This is a genomic window from Bradyrhizobium hipponense (assembly GCF_008123965.1).
Classification (GTDB): Bacteria; Pseudomonadota; Alphaproteobacteria; order Rhizobiales; family Xanthobacteraceae; genus Bradyrhizobium; species Bradyrhizobium hipponense.
In genome coordinates this window covers 131,608-145,922 of sequence record NZ_VSTH01000018.1, presented here as the reverse complement: position 1 = coordinate 145,922, position 14,315 = coordinate 131,608, and the positions used below count along the sequence as shown (strand labels likewise).

The 14,315-nt window shown below is 62.1% G+C and carries 19 protein-coding genes and 2 tRNA genes; 11 read left to right on the top strand and 10 right to left on the bottom strand.

Translation table 11 applies throughout. The features are described 5' to 3' along the window. Positions 1–78 precede the first annotated feature (78 nt). The 4 genes from FXV83_RS06065 to FXV83_RS06050 are packed head-to-tail and all read right to left on the bottom strand — an operon-like array spanning position 79 to position 2,135. On the bottom strand, positions 79–801 hold the full coding sequence (locus FXV83_RS06065; protein ID WP_148738285.1) for an LrgB family protein: 723 nt from the start codon (positions 799–801) through the stop codon (positions 79–81). Then, the gene (locus FXV83_RS06060; RefSeq protein ID WP_148738284.1) at positions 798–1,181 is read right to left on the bottom strand and encodes a CidA/LrgA family protein; all 384 of its coding nucleotides are present in this window, start codon (positions 1,179–1,181) and stop codon (positions 798–800) included. Before FXV83_RS06060 ends, FXV83_RS06065 begins: the two co-directional genes overlap by 4 nt. Before the next feature lie 46 nt (positions 1,182–1,227). Beyond that, positions 1,228–1,704 (bottom strand): PaaI family thioesterase, encoded by a 477-nt coding sequence (locus tag FXV83_RS06055; protein ID WP_148738283.1) that lies wholly within the window; start codon positions 1,702–1,704, stop codon positions 1,228–1,230. A gap of 2 nt (positions 1,705–1,706) precedes the next feature. Continuing rightward, on the bottom strand, positions 1,707–2,135 hold the full coding sequence (locus FXV83_RS06050) for an acyl-CoA thioesterase (protein ID WP_148738282.1): 429 nt from the start codon (positions 2,133–2,135) through the stop codon (positions 1,707–1,709). Positions 2,136–2,231: 96 nt separating this feature from the next. On the opposite strand from FXV83_RS06050, the gene FXV83_RS06045 reads away from it, so the two are divergent. Next, positions 2,232–2,780, top strand: coding sequence for a TetR/AcrR family transcriptional regulator (locus FXV83_RS06045; protein ID WP_148738281.1), 549 nt, complete (start codon positions 2,232–2,234; stop codon positions 2,778–2,780). Positions 2,781–2,829: 49 nt separating this feature from the next. Here the strand turns inward: FXV83_RS06045 and FXV83_RS06040 are convergent, their stop codons facing one another. Beyond that, a complete protein-coding gene (locus FXV83_RS06040; RefSeq protein WP_148738280.1) occupies positions 2,830–3,327 on the bottom strand; it encodes a hypothetical protein in 498 nt (165 codons plus the stop codon). A gap of 201 nt (positions 3,328–3,528) precedes the next feature. Between FXV83_RS06040 and FXV83_RS06035 the strand changes: the two genes are divergently transcribed. Both FXV83_RS06035 and FXV83_RS06030 read left to right on the top strand, forming a co-directional pair. After that, complete coding sequence (locus FXV83_RS06035) at positions 3,529–3,813, top strand: PsiF family protein (RefSeq protein ID WP_187435691.1); 285 nt, start codon at positions 3,529–3,531, stop codon at positions 3,811–3,813. Positions 3,814–3,911: 98 nt separating this feature from the next. Then, on the top strand, positions 3,912–4,997 hold the full coding sequence (locus FXV83_RS06030) for an AbrB family transcriptional regulator (RefSeq protein ID WP_148738278.1): 1,086 nt from the start codon (positions 3,912–3,914) through the stop codon (positions 4,995–4,997). Between the two features lie 112 nt (positions 4,998–5,109). On the opposite strand, the gene FXV83_RS06025 is transcribed toward FXV83_RS06030, so the two are convergent. Next, positions 5,110–5,652 (bottom strand): disulfide bond formation protein B, encoded by a 543-nt coding sequence (locus FXV83_RS06025; protein WP_148738277.1) that lies wholly within the window; start codon positions 5,650–5,652, stop codon positions 5,110–5,112. A gap of 156 nt (positions 5,653–5,808) precedes the next feature. On the opposite strand from FXV83_RS06025, the gene FXV83_RS06020 reads away from it, so the two are divergent. Then, positions 5,809–5,893 (top strand) — tRNA-Leu (locus FXV83_RS06020). Between the two features lie 545 nt (positions 5,894–6,438). Beyond that, positions 6,439–6,537 (top strand) — tRNA-OTHER (locus FXV83_RS06010). A gap of 206 nt (positions 6,538–6,743) precedes the next feature. Here FXV83_RS06010 and nrtS read toward each other — a convergent pair. Both nrtS and FXV83_RS06000 read right to left on the bottom strand, forming a co-directional pair. Further along, a complete protein-coding gene (nrtS, locus tag FXV83_RS06005; RefSeq protein ID WP_148738276.1) occupies positions 6,744–6,974 on the bottom strand; it encodes a nitrate/nitrite transporter NrtS in 231 nt (76 codons plus the stop codon). A gap of 23 nt (positions 6,975–6,997) precedes the next feature. Continuing rightward, on the bottom strand, positions 6,998–7,672 hold the full coding sequence (locus FXV83_RS06000; protein WP_235939320.1) for a haloacid dehalogenase type II: 675 nt from the start codon (positions 7,670–7,672) through the stop codon (positions 6,998–7,000). A 406-nt stretch (positions 7,673–8,078) separates the two neighbouring features. Here FXV83_RS06000 and FXV83_RS05995 point away from each other — a divergent pair, with 406 nt between their 5' ends. The 5 genes from FXV83_RS05995 to FXV83_RS05975 all read left to right on the top strand — a co-directional run bounded on the left by FXV83_RS05995 (position 8,079) and on the right by FXV83_RS05975 (position 11,106). Then, a complete protein-coding gene (locus FXV83_RS05995; protein WP_148738274.1) occupies positions 8,079–8,720 on the top strand; it encodes a TlpA disulfide reductase family protein in 642 nt (213 codons plus the stop codon). 191 nt (positions 8,721–8,911) lie between these two features. Further along, positions 8,912–9,274, top strand: coding sequence for a thioredoxin family protein (locus FXV83_RS05990; RefSeq protein WP_235939319.1), 363 nt, complete (start codon positions 8,912–8,914; stop codon positions 9,272–9,274). Beyond that, positions 9,274–10,002, top strand: a complete 729-nt coding sequence (locus tag FXV83_RS05985) for a cytochrome c biogenesis CcdA family protein (protein ID WP_148738272.1) — start codon at positions 9,274–9,276, stop codon at positions 10,000–10,002. Before FXV83_RS05990 ends, FXV83_RS05985 begins: the two co-directional genes overlap by 1 nt. A gap of 31 nt (positions 10,003–10,033) precedes the next feature. Beyond that, positions 10,034–10,531, top strand: coding sequence for a hypothetical protein (locus FXV83_RS05980; RefSeq protein WP_210250719.1), 498 nt, complete (start codon positions 10,034–10,036; stop codon positions 10,529–10,531). A gap of 185 nt (positions 10,532–10,716) precedes the next feature. Then, a complete protein-coding gene (locus FXV83_RS05975; protein ID WP_235939318.1) occupies positions 10,717–11,106 on the top strand; it encodes a DUF302 domain-containing protein in 390 nt (129 codons plus the stop codon). Positions 11,107–11,289: 183 nt separating this feature from the next. Here FXV83_RS05975 and FXV83_RS05970 read toward each other — a convergent pair whose 3' ends face one another. Beyond that, positions 11,290–12,006 carry a C40 family peptidase gene (locus FXV83_RS05970; RefSeq protein ID WP_148738270.1) on the bottom strand — a complete coding sequence of 239 codons (717 nt, stop codon included), beginning with the start codon at positions 12,004–12,006 and terminating at the stop codon, positions 11,290–11,292. Between the two features lie 586 nt (positions 12,007–12,592). Between FXV83_RS05970 and FXV83_RS05965 the strand changes: the two genes are divergently transcribed. Then, entirely contained in the window at positions 12,593–12,931 is a 339-nt protein-coding gene (locus tag FXV83_RS05965; RefSeq protein ID WP_148738269.1) for a hypothetical protein, read from the top strand. A 164-nt stretch (positions 12,932–13,095) separates the two neighbouring features. On the opposite strand, the gene FXV83_RS05960 is transcribed toward FXV83_RS05965, so the two are convergent. Then, positions 13,096–14,268 carry a multiheme c-type cytochrome gene (locus FXV83_RS05960; RefSeq protein WP_187435690.1) on the bottom strand — a complete coding sequence of 391 codons (1,173 nt, stop codon included), beginning with the start codon at positions 14,266–14,268 and terminating at the stop codon, positions 13,096–13,098. Positions 14,269–14,315: the final 47 nt, after the last annotated feature.

The following is a 14,315-nucleotide window of genomic DNA, read 5'->3' as shown; positions in this document are numbered from 1 at the left end:
ATTGATACGCTCAGAACCGGAAATTGTTACAGACCATGGAAATTGTTACAGACCATATAGAGTGTCGCGGCGGCGATGTCACCGCACCAGCAGCGTGACCGCCAGCGGCACCAGGAACGAGGTCACCAGCGCGTTCAGGCTCATGGCAATGCCGGAGAAGACGCCGGCGATCTCGTCGACCTGGAAAGCGCGCGCGGTGCCGATGCCGTGCGCGGCAAGGCCGGCGGCAAACCCGCGGGCACGGAAGTCAGTGACACCGGTACGATTCATCAGCGGCGTCACGATGATGGCGCCCATGATGCCGGTGAGAATGACCGAGACCGCGGTCAGTGATGGATCGGCGTGCAGGGATTCGCTGATGCCCATGGCGACGCCGGCCGTGACCGATTTCGGCGCCAGCGACAGCACCACGTCGCGCGGCAGCCCGGCGAGTTCTGCCAGCAGCACCACCGATACCACCGCCGTGACCGAGCCCGCGACCAGCGCCACCAGCATCGGCACAATGGAGGCGACCACACGCGTGCGGTTCTCGTAGAGCGGCACCGCGAGCGCCACGGTGGCGGGCCCGAGCAGGAAGTGCACGAACTGCGCGCCGGCGAAATAGGTCGTGTAGGACGTGCCGGTCAAAAGCAGGAATGCGCCAATGATCCACATCGCATGCAGCACGGGGTTGGCGAGCGGATGCCGCCGCGTCGCCAGCGACACCGCATCGGTGGACGCATAGACCAGCAGCGTCACGGTCAGCCACAGCAGCGGCGACTGCGAGAGATAGACCCAGAGCGAAAACGGATTATCCGTCATCGCGCATCCTGCTGCCTGAGCAGGCGGCTGACCAGGCGGAAGGTCAGCACGGTTGCGAGCAGGGTCGCGACCACCGAGAGCGCGAGCACCAGGACGATGGCAATGCCGTGCGATGCGAGCAGATCGAGCTTCTGCACGACGCCGACGCCGGCCGGCACGAACAGCAGCGAGAGATGGGCCAGCAGCCCCTTGCTCGCCATCTCGACGCCTTCGTTGCGCAGCGGCCCGCGTGCGAGCAGCACAAAACGATCGCGCGCAAGCAGCAGGATCAGGAGCAGCAGCAGGCCGAGCACGGGTCCCGGCAAGGGCAGGCCGAGCCCGCGCACAACGGCTTCGCCGATCAACTGGCAGAGCAGGATGAGGCTGAGACTCGAAAGCATGACGCTCGCATCAAGGGATACGCCGGCAGGCTTGTCAATCGGCGCGCTAAGGGTGCGTCGTGTTCGGCGCCTGCGGAGCCGCAACACGCGGCAGCATCGCCATCAGCGTGCCGGACATGGTAGCGATCAACGTTGTCTTGCCCTCGTGCTCGGCAAAGGCCCTGGCCTCGCAGAAACTGAGCGTCCGGCCCGGCTTGACGACCTCGGCCTTGAAGATGAAGCGCTCGCCGCGGGCGGGCGCGAGCAGCGTGGTCTTGAACTCGACCGTCAGGATATCGGCTTCACGCGGCATCAAGGTGAAGGCTGCAACGCCGCAGGCGTTGTCGAGCCCTGCGGTGATGATGCCGGCGTGGATGAAACCATTCTGCTGCGTGTAGGCGGGCGAATGCGGCATTGCCAGCTCGACCTCGCCCGGCGCAAGACGGACGATCGAGATGCCGAGCGTGCGCATCGCCGGCTGGGCGTCAAACATTGCCGTGGCAGCGGCGCCGTAGCCGGGATTCTTCGGCTCGAATGACGCCATCGCTATGCCTCGGCTCGCTCGACGAGCCGCTTCATCGCAGTTTCGCGAATGGCATCCGCGAACGGCGTCGACTTGCGCGCCTGACAGTCCATGTGCACGCCCGTGATCTCGTAGATCGCCGCGATCTCGCCGGTCTCGGCATTGGCCATCTCATGCCGGAAGCGGATCGACTTGTCGCGGACCTCCAGCAGGATACTGCGGATCTCGACGATATCGCCGGCGAGCAGCTCGCGCTTGTAGGTGATGTTCTGCTGCACCGCCGCCATGCCGCGGCCGGAGCTGCGCAGATAGCTCGGCGTCAGCCCGAGCCGGGCGAACAGATTCCAGTTGGCCTCGTCGAATTTGCCGACGTACCACATGATGTTCATATGCCCGACGTGGTCGCATTGCCACGGATAGACCGTGCCGCGATAGGTCGCCTCCGGCTCCATCGCAACTCCCACCCTTGATCGTTGATACGGTAGCGTATCAGCCGTCTTCCGCGTTAGCAATACGGTACCGTATCAAGAACCAGTGAGGCCTTCTTCATGAGCGACGGCAAGGACGATATCTGGGTCGAGGCGGGGTTTGCCGAGCTTGCCCGCGCGGGGATCGAGGGGGTGCGGGTCGAGGTGCTCGCCAAGAATTTGGGCGTCACCAAGGGCGGCTTCTATCGCCGCTTCGCCGACCGAGCCGCGCTGCTCGGTGCCATGCTGGAGCGGTGGCGCGAGGGGCGCGTGGCGGCGATCGCGCAGCAGACGAGCCTCGACGGACAAGCCCCTCGCGAGCGATTGAGGGCCGTGATCCAGCTCTATTCCGAGCGTCTGAACCCGGACGGCATGGCGATCGAGCTTGCGATCCGGCAGTGGGCCCGCTCGGACGAGCGCGCGGCGGCGGCGGTCACAAGCGTCGATGCGGCGCGGCTCAAGCACGTTGCCGAACTCTATCGCGCCACCGGGCTGGCGGCCGAGGAAGCCGACGCGCAGGCCTTCCTGTTCTACTGCTTCATCTTCGGACAGAGCCTGCTTTTCGTCGAGCGAGGCCCGCGCAAGCGATCGCAGCTCGTGACCAAATCGGCCGAGAAACTGTTGGACTGAAGCAAGAGAGGCCGGAGCTTAACTCCGGCCTCCGCATCGTCCCGAAGCCTCAGGCGGCGCCCTTCAGCTTCTTGTTGCACTCGCTGTAGTAGCCGCCGCCCTTCTCGATCCACTTCATGCCGCCATTGCCGTTCGTGGCCTTGTTGGCATTGTACTGGTCGACGCAGGTGTGCAGGCGGGCCTTGCCGGCGGTCTCTTTGGCATATTTCGGGTCCACCGCGTTCGGATAGATCGCGGGTCCGGCCGGCAGGGTCGGCGCTGGAGAGGCAGCGGGGGCCGCCTCCTTTTTGGCCTGCTTCGGCTCAGCCGGAGCCGCGGGCGCGGCCGGGGCAGCCGCGGTTGGCGCAGCGGCGGGCGTTGCATCCGCACCGCACTGGGCCTTGCGGAAGTCATTCCACTTCATGGTGCCGAGCGAGCCGTCTTTCTTGGCCGCCTGATATTTCGCGCTGCATTCCTGCGAGGTCAGCGCCTGTGCCGGCGCAGACGCCGCCAATGCGGCGACAGCCGACACCGCAATCGCACACAACAATTTTGTCTGAATGGTCATCCTGAGGTCTCCTCCTTGGTCTTTCCCGACGGACGCGAAACGAGGATTGCTATCCTAGCGTGCCGTCGGCTTCCGACAAGGAAGCGATAGCGTTCGCGGCAAAAATATACTGATCCCGCGGTCCGAATTATTCATGTCGCGTTCAGCAACGCGAGCCGACTTTCGCGCCCTTCCCAATTCTCGCAAGATGAGTGCAACACCATGACCTTCACCTCTCGCCTCGCCGCCGTCGCCCTCGCTTCGCTGCTGGTCACCGGCACCGCTTTCGCGCAGACTGCGGCGCCGGCAGCCAAGACCGAGACCAAGACCACAACCGCCGCCCCCACAGACAAGAAGGCTCCGAAGGAGCACTCTGCCGAGTCACTCGAATGCTCCAAGCAGGCAGACGCCAAGGGCCTGCACGGCAAGGAGCGCAAGAAATTCCGCTCCGAGTGCATCAAGACCGCGAAGGCCGGTACCGCCGCCCCGGCCACCGACAAGAAGTAGATCCGTCACGATCCTCATCGGCTTCGACGAGACGCGCGCGCATTGCGGCATGACATAGCTGCAATTGTGCGCCCCTCGCCGATTTGCGATAAGGAGGCGTGAAGCAAATCACCGCCTCCCTGCCGTTCGAATGGCCGAGCCGCGCCAAGGTCTTGAGCACGGCGGAAACAATCGTCATCGGCACGGCTGGTGGCCTCGTGTTTGTCGTCGCGGGCCTTCCCGGCGGGCTGATCTCGGGCTCCATGATTGCCGTCGGGATCGCCGCAATCGCCGGACGCCAGCTCATGCTGCCGCCGCTCCTGACCCAGATCGTGCTAGTGCTGCTCGGCATTTCCCTGGGCTCCGTCGTCTCGCGCCATTTGATTCAGCAGGTCGGCGCCTATCCGCTGACCGTCGGACTATTGGCGCTCGCAACCTTCTGCTCGACCTTCGGCTCGAGCTATTATCTCCAGCGCATCCATGGCTGGGACCGCACGTCGGCCTTCCTCGCCGGCAGCCCCGGCGCGCTGTCGCAGATCACGATTTTGGCGGTCGAGCGCGGCGCAGACCTGCCGGGCATCGCGGTGGTGCAGACCATGCGCGTCATCATCCTCACGGCAGCATTGCCGCTGGTGCTGGCGCTGGCAGGCATCACGCCCTCCGCCGCGCCGTCGTTGACGACGACGATCGCCTCGCCGCTCGAACTCGTCGAGCTGGTCGCCGCCTCGCTGGCGCTGGCGCTGGTCCTGCGGCTGATCAAATTTCCGGCGAGCTGGATGTTCGGCGCCATGATCGGCTCGAGCGTGCTGCATGGCGCAGGCTGGGTCGAGGGCGGGCTGCCGGACTGGGGGCGCGGCGTGGCGCTGGTCGGCATCGGCGCGCTGATCGGCAGCCGCTTCGCGCGGATGCGGATCAAGACGCTCGCTGGCCACATCAGCGCGGCGCTGGGCTCGTTCGCCGTCGCAATCGCCGTCTCCGGCATTTTCGTTGCGATCGTGGCGCTCACGACGCAAGTGAAGTTGTCCGACGTCGTCGTCGCCTTCGCGCCCGGCGCCATGGACGCGATGCTGGCACTGGCCCTGACGCTGCACATCGACCCGATCTTCGTCGGCGCCCATCATCTGTCGCGCTTCGTGTTCGTAACGATCGCGACCCCCGGCATCGTGCACCTGTTCGGCCGCCCCCAGGACGACGTGGATGATTAGGTGGTCTTGATCCAGTAGGGGTGGGCAAAGGCGCAGTAGCGCCGTGCCCACCATGCAACCGCAGCGTCGTTAAAAAATGGTGGGCACGCTGCGCTTTGCCCACCCTACGCAGCTACGTGCGCCTCGCCGTCCGCACGAATCCCCACGCCGCAATCGCCGCCATCAGCAGCGAGATCAGCACATTGTAGCCGGCGAGCGAGAGGCCGAGGAAGCGCCACTGCACCTCGTCGCAGCGGACCACCTTCACGGTGTCGAGCCGCGACAACAGATCGGTGGCGCTGCCGAGATTGACGACGGGACCGGAGCAGTCGGTCGGGCCCTTCCAAAAACCCCATTCGACGCCGGAGTGATAGGTGCCGAGCCCGGCATTGGCGAGCGCGGCGAGCACAAGGATCGCAAGGCCCGCGAGCAGCAGCGGCCGCGGCGCGCCGCTTCTCGCCGCAACGGCGGTGAGCGCGCCGAGCGGGATCGCCAGATAATACGCGTAGCGCTGCTCCAGGCAGAGCGGACAGGGCAGGATCTCGAGCACGAGCTGGAAGAACCAAGCGCCGGCGATCGTGACTGCGGCGATCAGCGTGACCGCGAGCGAGGCGGTCAGCGCGGGGCCGGCGCCGGCCTTCCTGAACGCGGGTATTGCGGCACTCTGGGTCGTCACGGCGGCCTCTTTCCGACAGGGCTTGGCCTTAAGCCTCTAGACCCCGCCCATGCGGCTGTCGAGAACGGCGGACATCACTTTGGCGCGGGTTGACCCGGCTTTGTCCATGGCTATAGTCCGCCGGCTTCGCGACGCCCGCTTCGGGGCTGACCGGGGGCCCCTGTGGCGGAACTGGTAGACGCGCTCGACTCAAAATCGAGTTCCGCAAGGAGTGCTGGTTCGATTCCGGCCAGGGGCACCAGCCAGAAAATACAAGCAATAACAATAACTTAAGCCTAAGATTCGATTCCTGATTTTTTTGCGGCGCATTGAGAACACATGTAGAAGTTCACGGCAGCCGTCCGTTTTGTTGGTATTTTTGTTGGCATCGGGAAATTAAACGATCGCGGCGAATTTCGCGATTCCGAACAACGGAATCGAGCAGATGGCCCGCAAGAACGATGGCGCGGGCGCCAACCCAAAGCAGATCTGACCGACGTCGGCTGCCGCGCCGCGCGACCGAAATTCGACATGAGCGACGGACCGCTCGCGCTTTTCGGCTCGGGCACGAAGCTGATGCAGCATTGGGCTGATCGGATCGACCACTGGCTCGATCCCTAGAAGGCGATGCCGATCGACGGAGGCGCTCAGGCTTGAATCTCCTATCATCAGGCTGGTTGATGTTGTCCAATTCAACCCGCGGCAAGCTCATGTGATAGTCGTCGACGCTTGTGTATGACGTGCCGAAAAGCGGATCGATTTCGCAGCGCCTTTGCAACGCGTTGCGCTTGGCCGCCTGAGATAAACGCCGCCCGTACATACGCCGCGACCAAGAGATCGTCTGCGCTCCTGACCGCTGCCCTCCGAAGGCAAAGGTCACACGTTCGAATCGTGTCGGGTGCACCAATTTTTCTTTATTTTGCAGCGAAATATGCGTGTCCGAGCCGAAGCTCGGGTTTCTGTCTCATTCGAGCGAGTAAGCAATCTTGAAAAAATCATCGCCGATTGGAGATTGACTGACAACTGACGATGTCGGTCACAAGCTCGCCAGTCTCAGAAGCCAGAAATCGCCGAGAACGATCGCATCCAGCAGCATCAATGTCCAAAAAACATCACTGTTCTTGGCGCATTTTGCGAATCTGGAAGGAAACCGCTCCATATGTGCAAACGGCATACGGCACGAAGTAAGTCAGGATTATCTTGATCCAATTGATTGGCGCTGCGCCAAAGAGTGCTTCCCCTTGATTGATGACATTCAGCACCGTCCCAACAACAAGGGCGACAAGAAATGAACGGCGAGGCACGCCGTCAGAGAACGCACAACGACAGGCGAGCCTCAACACAACATCTATCTCCCAACTTGCGTTTACATTTGTCGGGCCGCTCCGACGATTCTCGGCAGCTCCGCCAGTGTTTCGATTTCGTGGTCGGGGTTTCCGGGCAGACGCTCCTTGCGCTGCCGGTAGCGATTGCACCAGACGACTTTCATCCCAAAGGACGAGGCGGCGTATGCATCCCAGCCGTTTGAAGACTGAAAAGAGATTTGCGAGGCTGGAATGCCAAGTTGATCAACCGCGAGCTGATAGACTCGAGGATCCGGCTTGTAGACGCCAACTTCTTCGACCGACAGCACCGCATCAAGCAAGCTGTCGATCCGCGCATTCTTCACAGCCGAATCGAGCATCGCGGGTGTTCCATTCGACAGGATCGCGGTTTTTAACCCAGCAGCCTTCAGCTGCTTGAGAACGCTTTGCACTTCCGGGAACGTGTCGAGCGTTAAATAGAGCTCCATCAAACGATCGCGGAGACCCTGCTGATCCAACATCAGGGTCTCCAACGAAAAGTCCAAAGCATCGCCGGTGACCTGCCAGAAGTCCGCGTGGTGTCCTTGCGCGGCGCGAAGCCAGGTGTATTGGAGCTGCTTTTCGCGCCAAAGGGTGGTCAACTTGTCGAAGCTATCGCCAAGCGCGTCGCGGCAACGCCGCGCTGCGGACGCAAAGTCGAAGAGCGTGCCGTACGCGTCAAAGACACAGGCGCGCACGGTGTCCGACGAGTTCGTGATTATAGCCTTACCTCCATCGACTCATGGACGGTCGAGGTTTGCGTGAGGCGAGCGTAGCTCGGAAATGAAAGACCAGCTTGGTCTCCGGTCCTATCGCACCGGGAAACCGCAAGTTGCGCTCTAGACCCGTTCGTTCCTGGCCCGCCGAATGTTACGTCGGTATCGACCAATCTTATGAGCAAACCGATCTTATGGGTAGCCGAAGCCCGGGCTAGGCGTTGGCGGGTTTGGCTAGTATCGCGGCGCCGGCTTGACGGTCATTCAGCGGCCTCCTCGGGTAACCTTCCCGCGTCAGGAGCGAACTTATAAGAGCCAAGTCCTCGTCAATCGACACCAAAGTGGAAAGATCATCGGCTGAAGCACGCAGGAAGCGAAGTTCCTTCCAATGTTGACCAGCCGATCCGGTCCAGCTGTGGTCCGCCCCAATGTCAATCTTCCGTCGCGGCGGGATTTCATCCTCTCCATACTGATCGGAACCGCTGCTTCCCTCGCAGCCCCCACGTTTGCGGCACCGCAAACGCGGGAGATCCCGACATTCGAATCCGACAAATATCAATTTACGATTGTTCGGCCGCAACAGGAGTTGCCTTCGATCAGGCTCTTTCGCCTGGACGGTGGCACCGTTGACCTCTCGTCCCTTCGCGGCAAACCAATTCTTCTGAACCTTTGGGCGTCGTGGTGTGCGGCCTGCCGAACGGAACTGCCAATTCTGGACAGACAATACAGAGGCGCCTGGCGGGGAAATCTGCACGTAGCAGCAGTTTCCGAGGATAGGAGCAGTCGAGACACGGTCGAGCACTTCACCAAGACGCTCGGGCTACGAACCCTTCCGATCTATCTGGATCCCAACGGCTATGTGGCGCATTCGGACAGCGGCAATAGCAGGAGCGCGCCGTTCGCCCTTTACGGGATGCCGATCACGTATCTCATCTCAAGCTCGGGATTGATCGTCGGATACATCCCGGGTGCTGCGGATTGGTCATCGCCCGCTGCTAATGACCTCATCGAATACCTTCGCAACAATTAGCGGAACGCGTGGGTCGTCCGCCCGGGCGAACTGCGGTCTTTGCCTTAGTCCGCCGATTTCTTCCGACGCACCGATTTTTCTCATGCGGCCCTGGTAACCTTTTCTGCCTTCCGAGCGAACTACTGCGGCGAGAGCTTTGGGGCTCGGGTGGTATTCGACGGAGACCGAAAATCATGCATCAGAGATTCCACTTGGCCTCGCTGGCGACGGCGACGCTTCTCATGTCGTCACTTGTCGCGTGGGCAGGACAACCCTTTGACGCCGAAGCGTTTCGATCTGCACAAGCCGCAAATAAGGCCATCCTCGTCGACGTTACCGCATCCTGGTGCCCGACCTGCAGGCGGCAGCGGCCGATCGTCGAGAAGATCGAGAAGGAAAAGCCCGATCTCGTTGTCTATGAGGTCGATTTCGACAAAGCGAAGGATGTGCTGAAGCGATTTCGCGTCCAGTACCAGAGCACGCTCATCGTTTTCCGGGGCATCAAAGAGGTTGCGCGTTCGACCGGCGAAACCGACCCGGCGCTCATCCACGCATTGATCGAGAAGGCATTCTGATGGTGGCCGGTATCAGCAACCTGGCGCTTGGCTACGCTGCCGGCGCGTTATCGACGTTATCGCCCTGCGTGCTGCCGATTCTGCCCATCATCCTTTTCGGTGTGATCGAGCGGAACGCATGGGGACCGCTCGCGCTGGCCGCGGGCCTCTCGGCCTCATTCGCGGCCGTGGGAATTGTCATCGCATCGGTCGGCTTTAGCGTCGGAGTTGATCCGTCCACGCTGCGTTTCGTCGTTGCGGCCCTGCTGGCCGGCCTGGGGATTGTTCTTCTCGTTCCTGCGCTTCAGGTCAGACTGACAACCATCGCGACGCCGGTCGCGACCAGGGGCCAAATCCTGCTTGACCGACTTCGGCCGTCGGGGATCGGCGGCCAGTTCGTCCTTGGTGCTCTGCTCGGAGTGATCTGGTCTCCCTGCTCAGGTCCGACGCTTGGGGCAGCGGTGGGACTCGCTGCCCAGGGCAACAGCGTCGCGAGCGCAGCCGTCATCATGATCAGCTTCGGTCTCGGCGCGGCAACCCCGATCCTGTCTCTCGCCTACGGCTCAAGACAAGCCATTTTTGCGCGGCGCGATTGGTTGACGCGCGTGTCGTGCATCGGCAAGCCTCTGATGGGTGCGACCTTCGTTGGGATCGGCGCCTTTGTCCTTACCGGCCTCGACAAGATCGTCGAGGCCGCCCTGACGCGCGCCATGCCGGACTGGCTGGTGACCGTGACGACGCGGTTGTAATCTGTCGATTGTTTTAACGAGGAGCAGAGCCATGAAACAGCTTGCGATCAAATATGCACTCATCGTCGGACTGACGGCAGTTGCCGTGTCCACCGCAAAAGCGGAGACGGTCAAATTCGACGCACTGGTCGCACAGAAAGAAGCCCTTCGTCTCGACTTCGCCGACGGCAGCAAGCATTTCTTTTTGCTTGTCCATCGCGAAGGCAAATCCGAAGGTCAAGGCGTTCTCGCTGACGCGACGGTCGCAGAATATGGCGCTCACGACATCGTGCCGGGTATCGGCGGAGAACCCCGTGGCTATCTCGAGTTCACCAAGCCCGATGGGGACAAGGCCTACATTAAGTGGGCAATCCAGGCGATCTTCGTTCCTGGCCCCGACGGCAAGCCGAAGCTTCTCGACAACGGTGTGTGGCAGGTCGTGAGCGGGACCGGCAAGCTGGAGAAGCTTAAAGGGGCGGGGACTTTCCACCTGGTGGCTACGGGACCGACGGAGCGACGGTTCGTACTTGAAGGCGAGTTGGTCCAATAGGGAGCGGCCGCGGCATCCAAACGCAAAGAAGTCCATGCCATCGCAGCACGCCGATCGCCGGCGATTGCATTGTTCGCGCCAGGGAGGGGTTAGCCATGTACCGCGTTTTCGCACTTCTCATTGCCGCATCGATCGCGCTGCCTGCGGCGATCGCGGGTACGATCAGGCCGCAAGACGGATGGGTCGTGATCGACACGCGCTACTCGTTCTCCGCTCTCGTTGATCGGCTTGAAACTGCGGTGAAAGATCAACACATGGGCCTCGTCACTTCGGCGAGCGCGTCGGAGGGAGCAAAGGCGGCTGGCATTCAAATTGCCGGCAACAGGATTGTCGGCGTATTTCGCAACGACTTCGCGAGGCGCATGCTGGACGCAAGCGTAGCCGCCGGCATCGAGGCGCCAATCCGCTTCTATGTGACCGAAAATCCGGATGGCACAGCCACGCTGTCGTACAAGAAGCCGACAACCGTGTTTGCGCCGTACGCCGATGAAGGCAAAGACGCACTTAAGGGACTTGCGGCCGAGCTTGACGGAATATTCGCGAAGATTGCCGCGGCGGCAACGAAGGAAAAATGATTGGGCGGCACCTGATCGCGTGTACGTCGTGAGCTGGAATAGGCCCGACGCCGAGCTCTGGTGCCGGTATCTTCATTCCGGAAGCCGCGCGCAAGATGTAGAGATGAGTTTGGTCGGTCAAGTCGGTCCGTCGATATCTCCCGAAGACTGGGCCCATTTCAGCGTTCTGAAATCGAATTTGCCTTAGATCGTCGGCTTGATGATCCGAAAGTAAGGCGAGACATCGAAATCGCGCGGAACGAAGAGGGAATGGTGGCGGATGTGCATGATCTCGTCAATGCACTCGGGACAGTCCTCGGTTGCAGCGATTCGATATTCGACAATGGGAAGCACGGGGTATTGTACCGCCTGGAAGGCCTGCGCAATCAGCGTGGAGCAGATGGCGCGAGTTGGATCGCCGCTTCCGAACGCGATCATGCGGCGGCGAATTCGGGTGGGGACCGGCGGGGTCGGCAGGAGAAAGCGTGCAAGGTCCATGACGTTCTTGAGATCGTAGCGATGTCCGAGGTGGGGGATCGCAAAGCCGATGACGGCGCGGCGTTCTGCCTCGCTCAGTCCCACCGGCCGGCAGATGCGCGAGGGCACGCCGGCGAACGCCTCGACCCCGACACTGCGAACGCCCTCCAAGAGATCCGCTTCTATGAAGCAGTGCGTCGACTCGGTCAGGCGACCGTCGCCATGCGCACCGATATAGAGGGCGGCGTGCGACCAGGTCGATTGCGTCAAATATTTGATTGCCGTGCTGATCTGCGAATTGCCGTCGACCAGCAAAACGTCGGCAGGCTCTAGATAGGAGAGCAGTCGATCCGGCGGAGTGGGCGGAGTTGCCCCGTGGACGTGGCGTTCCCTGCTTAGAAAGCTCGCGAGATTCCTGCCGATCCTTGCCAGTGCGTTACGCATCGTAACTTCCTCGCTTCAAGACGTCAGAAGCGCACTCTGGCAGCCAGTTCCTTGGACGCATGGTGCACGGGATATTTCGTTACGTGCTGTGCTCTTGAGCCAAGGCTTGTCCGTGGCCGCACTGTTCTCGCAACCGGCGCCAGAGACGTGATCAACCCGCGCGTTACGGGGGCTCGATGCAAGCAGAGGTTCGCTGATGTGTGGGCGCAAGATTACCAAGGCCAAAGCAACGTTCGCGGCAAGAATGCCGCCGCCGGGCCGGCACCCGGCAGCGGGGCCTTGGAATGCGTCATCATCTTCCTTCATCGATGCCGGTGAAGCGATACTAGCGCGTACCGTGCCGCTTCGCATGGCTCTTGCCCGGTGGCAAGAACGCCATCGCGCCCACGCTCTCACGGCGACGTGACGCAGCCATCTTGAAAGGCGATCGCAAGCCTTGGACCATAAGCTCGAGGACCGGATTGGGGAGACTGTGCGCGGACAACGCACGCGTTAGCCAAGCTACTGCTCTTGATATTCGCGGCTTCAAGCACCACGTGATTCCTACGAACTACGCGACCATCGCCACAGGAATCATTCTTAGTGTGTGATGATGGCCGTCCCGAAGGAGGGCGCCGTGTTGCGATACATCCGGTTGGCAGCGATCGCCTTGATCGTCCCGTTGGCGGCGACTACGGCCGGCGCGGCGGAGCCCTGCGCTAGCCGGTCCGATTTGGTCGCCCTGCTCAAGGATCATTTCGGCGAGATCTTGATGGCTCAGGGGTTGTCGAGCAAAGGCCATCTGGTGGAGGTGTTCGTTTCGCCGGGTGGCAGTTGGACGATCCTCTTGTCGCGGTCTGATGGCCTGTCCTGCGTTGTCGATGAAGGAGCGCCGTGGGTAACGGCGGCATCTGCCGGTCCGGCACGGGACGCCGCACAACGTTAGCAAGCAGAACGACCGTGCGAATGAGCGGGCACGATGCGCGTCCAGATAGAGGCGCGCCACGGCCAAGGCAATGGCGATCGAAGGAGCCGCTGGCGGGCGGAGTAGGCCGGCAGTCAGGGTGCTACAATGTCACGGCCGCCGCGAGCCCGCGCGACACACCGGCGTCACGGCCGTTGGACCGTCGTTTCAAAAAGAGTGAAATGGCTTCCTTGAGCGGTACGGTCAGCCTCGGCGATCAGCTTGGCTGCGGCGCTGTCGGCCGCCAGCTCGCGCAACAAGTTGCTGTATACGTGCTGGTGATAGAAATCATCGGGGTAAATCTCCAACCAGAACTTTACCCGGCCGCTCTTCGGCCAGGCAATTTCCAGCATCGCAGACTGCCCCGGCAGCAGCCGGGTGTCGGAGCGCTCGATCCAGTCACCATCGACCGATTCCACTTGCCGCTGGATGACGTGGCTAACCTCTGATCTGGGGACCGGCTCTCCAGCCTCGTCGAGAGCGAGCCCTTTCATCATGACCTTTGGTGTCACGTAAGTCGGGAATGCGTGCCCGATTCTGGTGCTGGTCAGGCGAAACCGTGCTGTTGCGTGCTCGGCGACGAACTCCGGCGTGAGGCCGGATCGCACCATGTCGGGATCGTGGATGCCGCGCCATAGATGCTTGCGCTCGGGCATGTGACACGACTGACAGGTCGTGCCGCTGCGCGCGGCCGGGCTCTGCTTCCATTCGACAAGCGTATTCTCCAGCGGCTTGCCGTTGATGGCTTGGCTCTGCGGAAACTGATGGCACGCAGCGCAGAACTCCGATTTCTCGAATTCCGGGACGCGCATCACGCCACCGTGCGGAGCGGAGGCGTCGCTCTGTCCGACGGCGCCGGTCTCGCGTTGCGGCGGGCCGAAGCGGCGATGGCCTCTCAGGTGGCAGCCGCCGCAGGAGTTTCCGGCGTCCGCAAGGCCATGCCCGGCGCCAGGCTCGGTTTCGGCCCGTCGGCGCGCCGCTTCAAACGCCTGGCGCTGTTCCGCCAGGGGCGCATGGCATTCCATGCAGGCCGCGCTGTCGCCCGCGTCGTAGGTGAGGAGCTGGCCGACGAGCCCCGGCGAGAACGCCTTGGCGTGGAAGGATGTCCGCCACTCCTCAAGCTTGTCGCTATGGCAGCCGCCGCAGCTCTCCGGCGCGAGCGAACGTTCTTCGGTTGACCATGTGCGTGGCGCTTCGCCCTGCGGCGCGAGCGGCTGGCGCCAAAAATGCGTAGGTAGCCGTTCTTCCGCCAGCGCAATGCCGCTCGAAAGGCAAAGCAGGAATCCGATGACCCTCAGATGAGTTCGCGAGACGCCCATCAGATTCCGGGAAGATGGCTTGTCCAATATCGTAGCATCGCACAGCT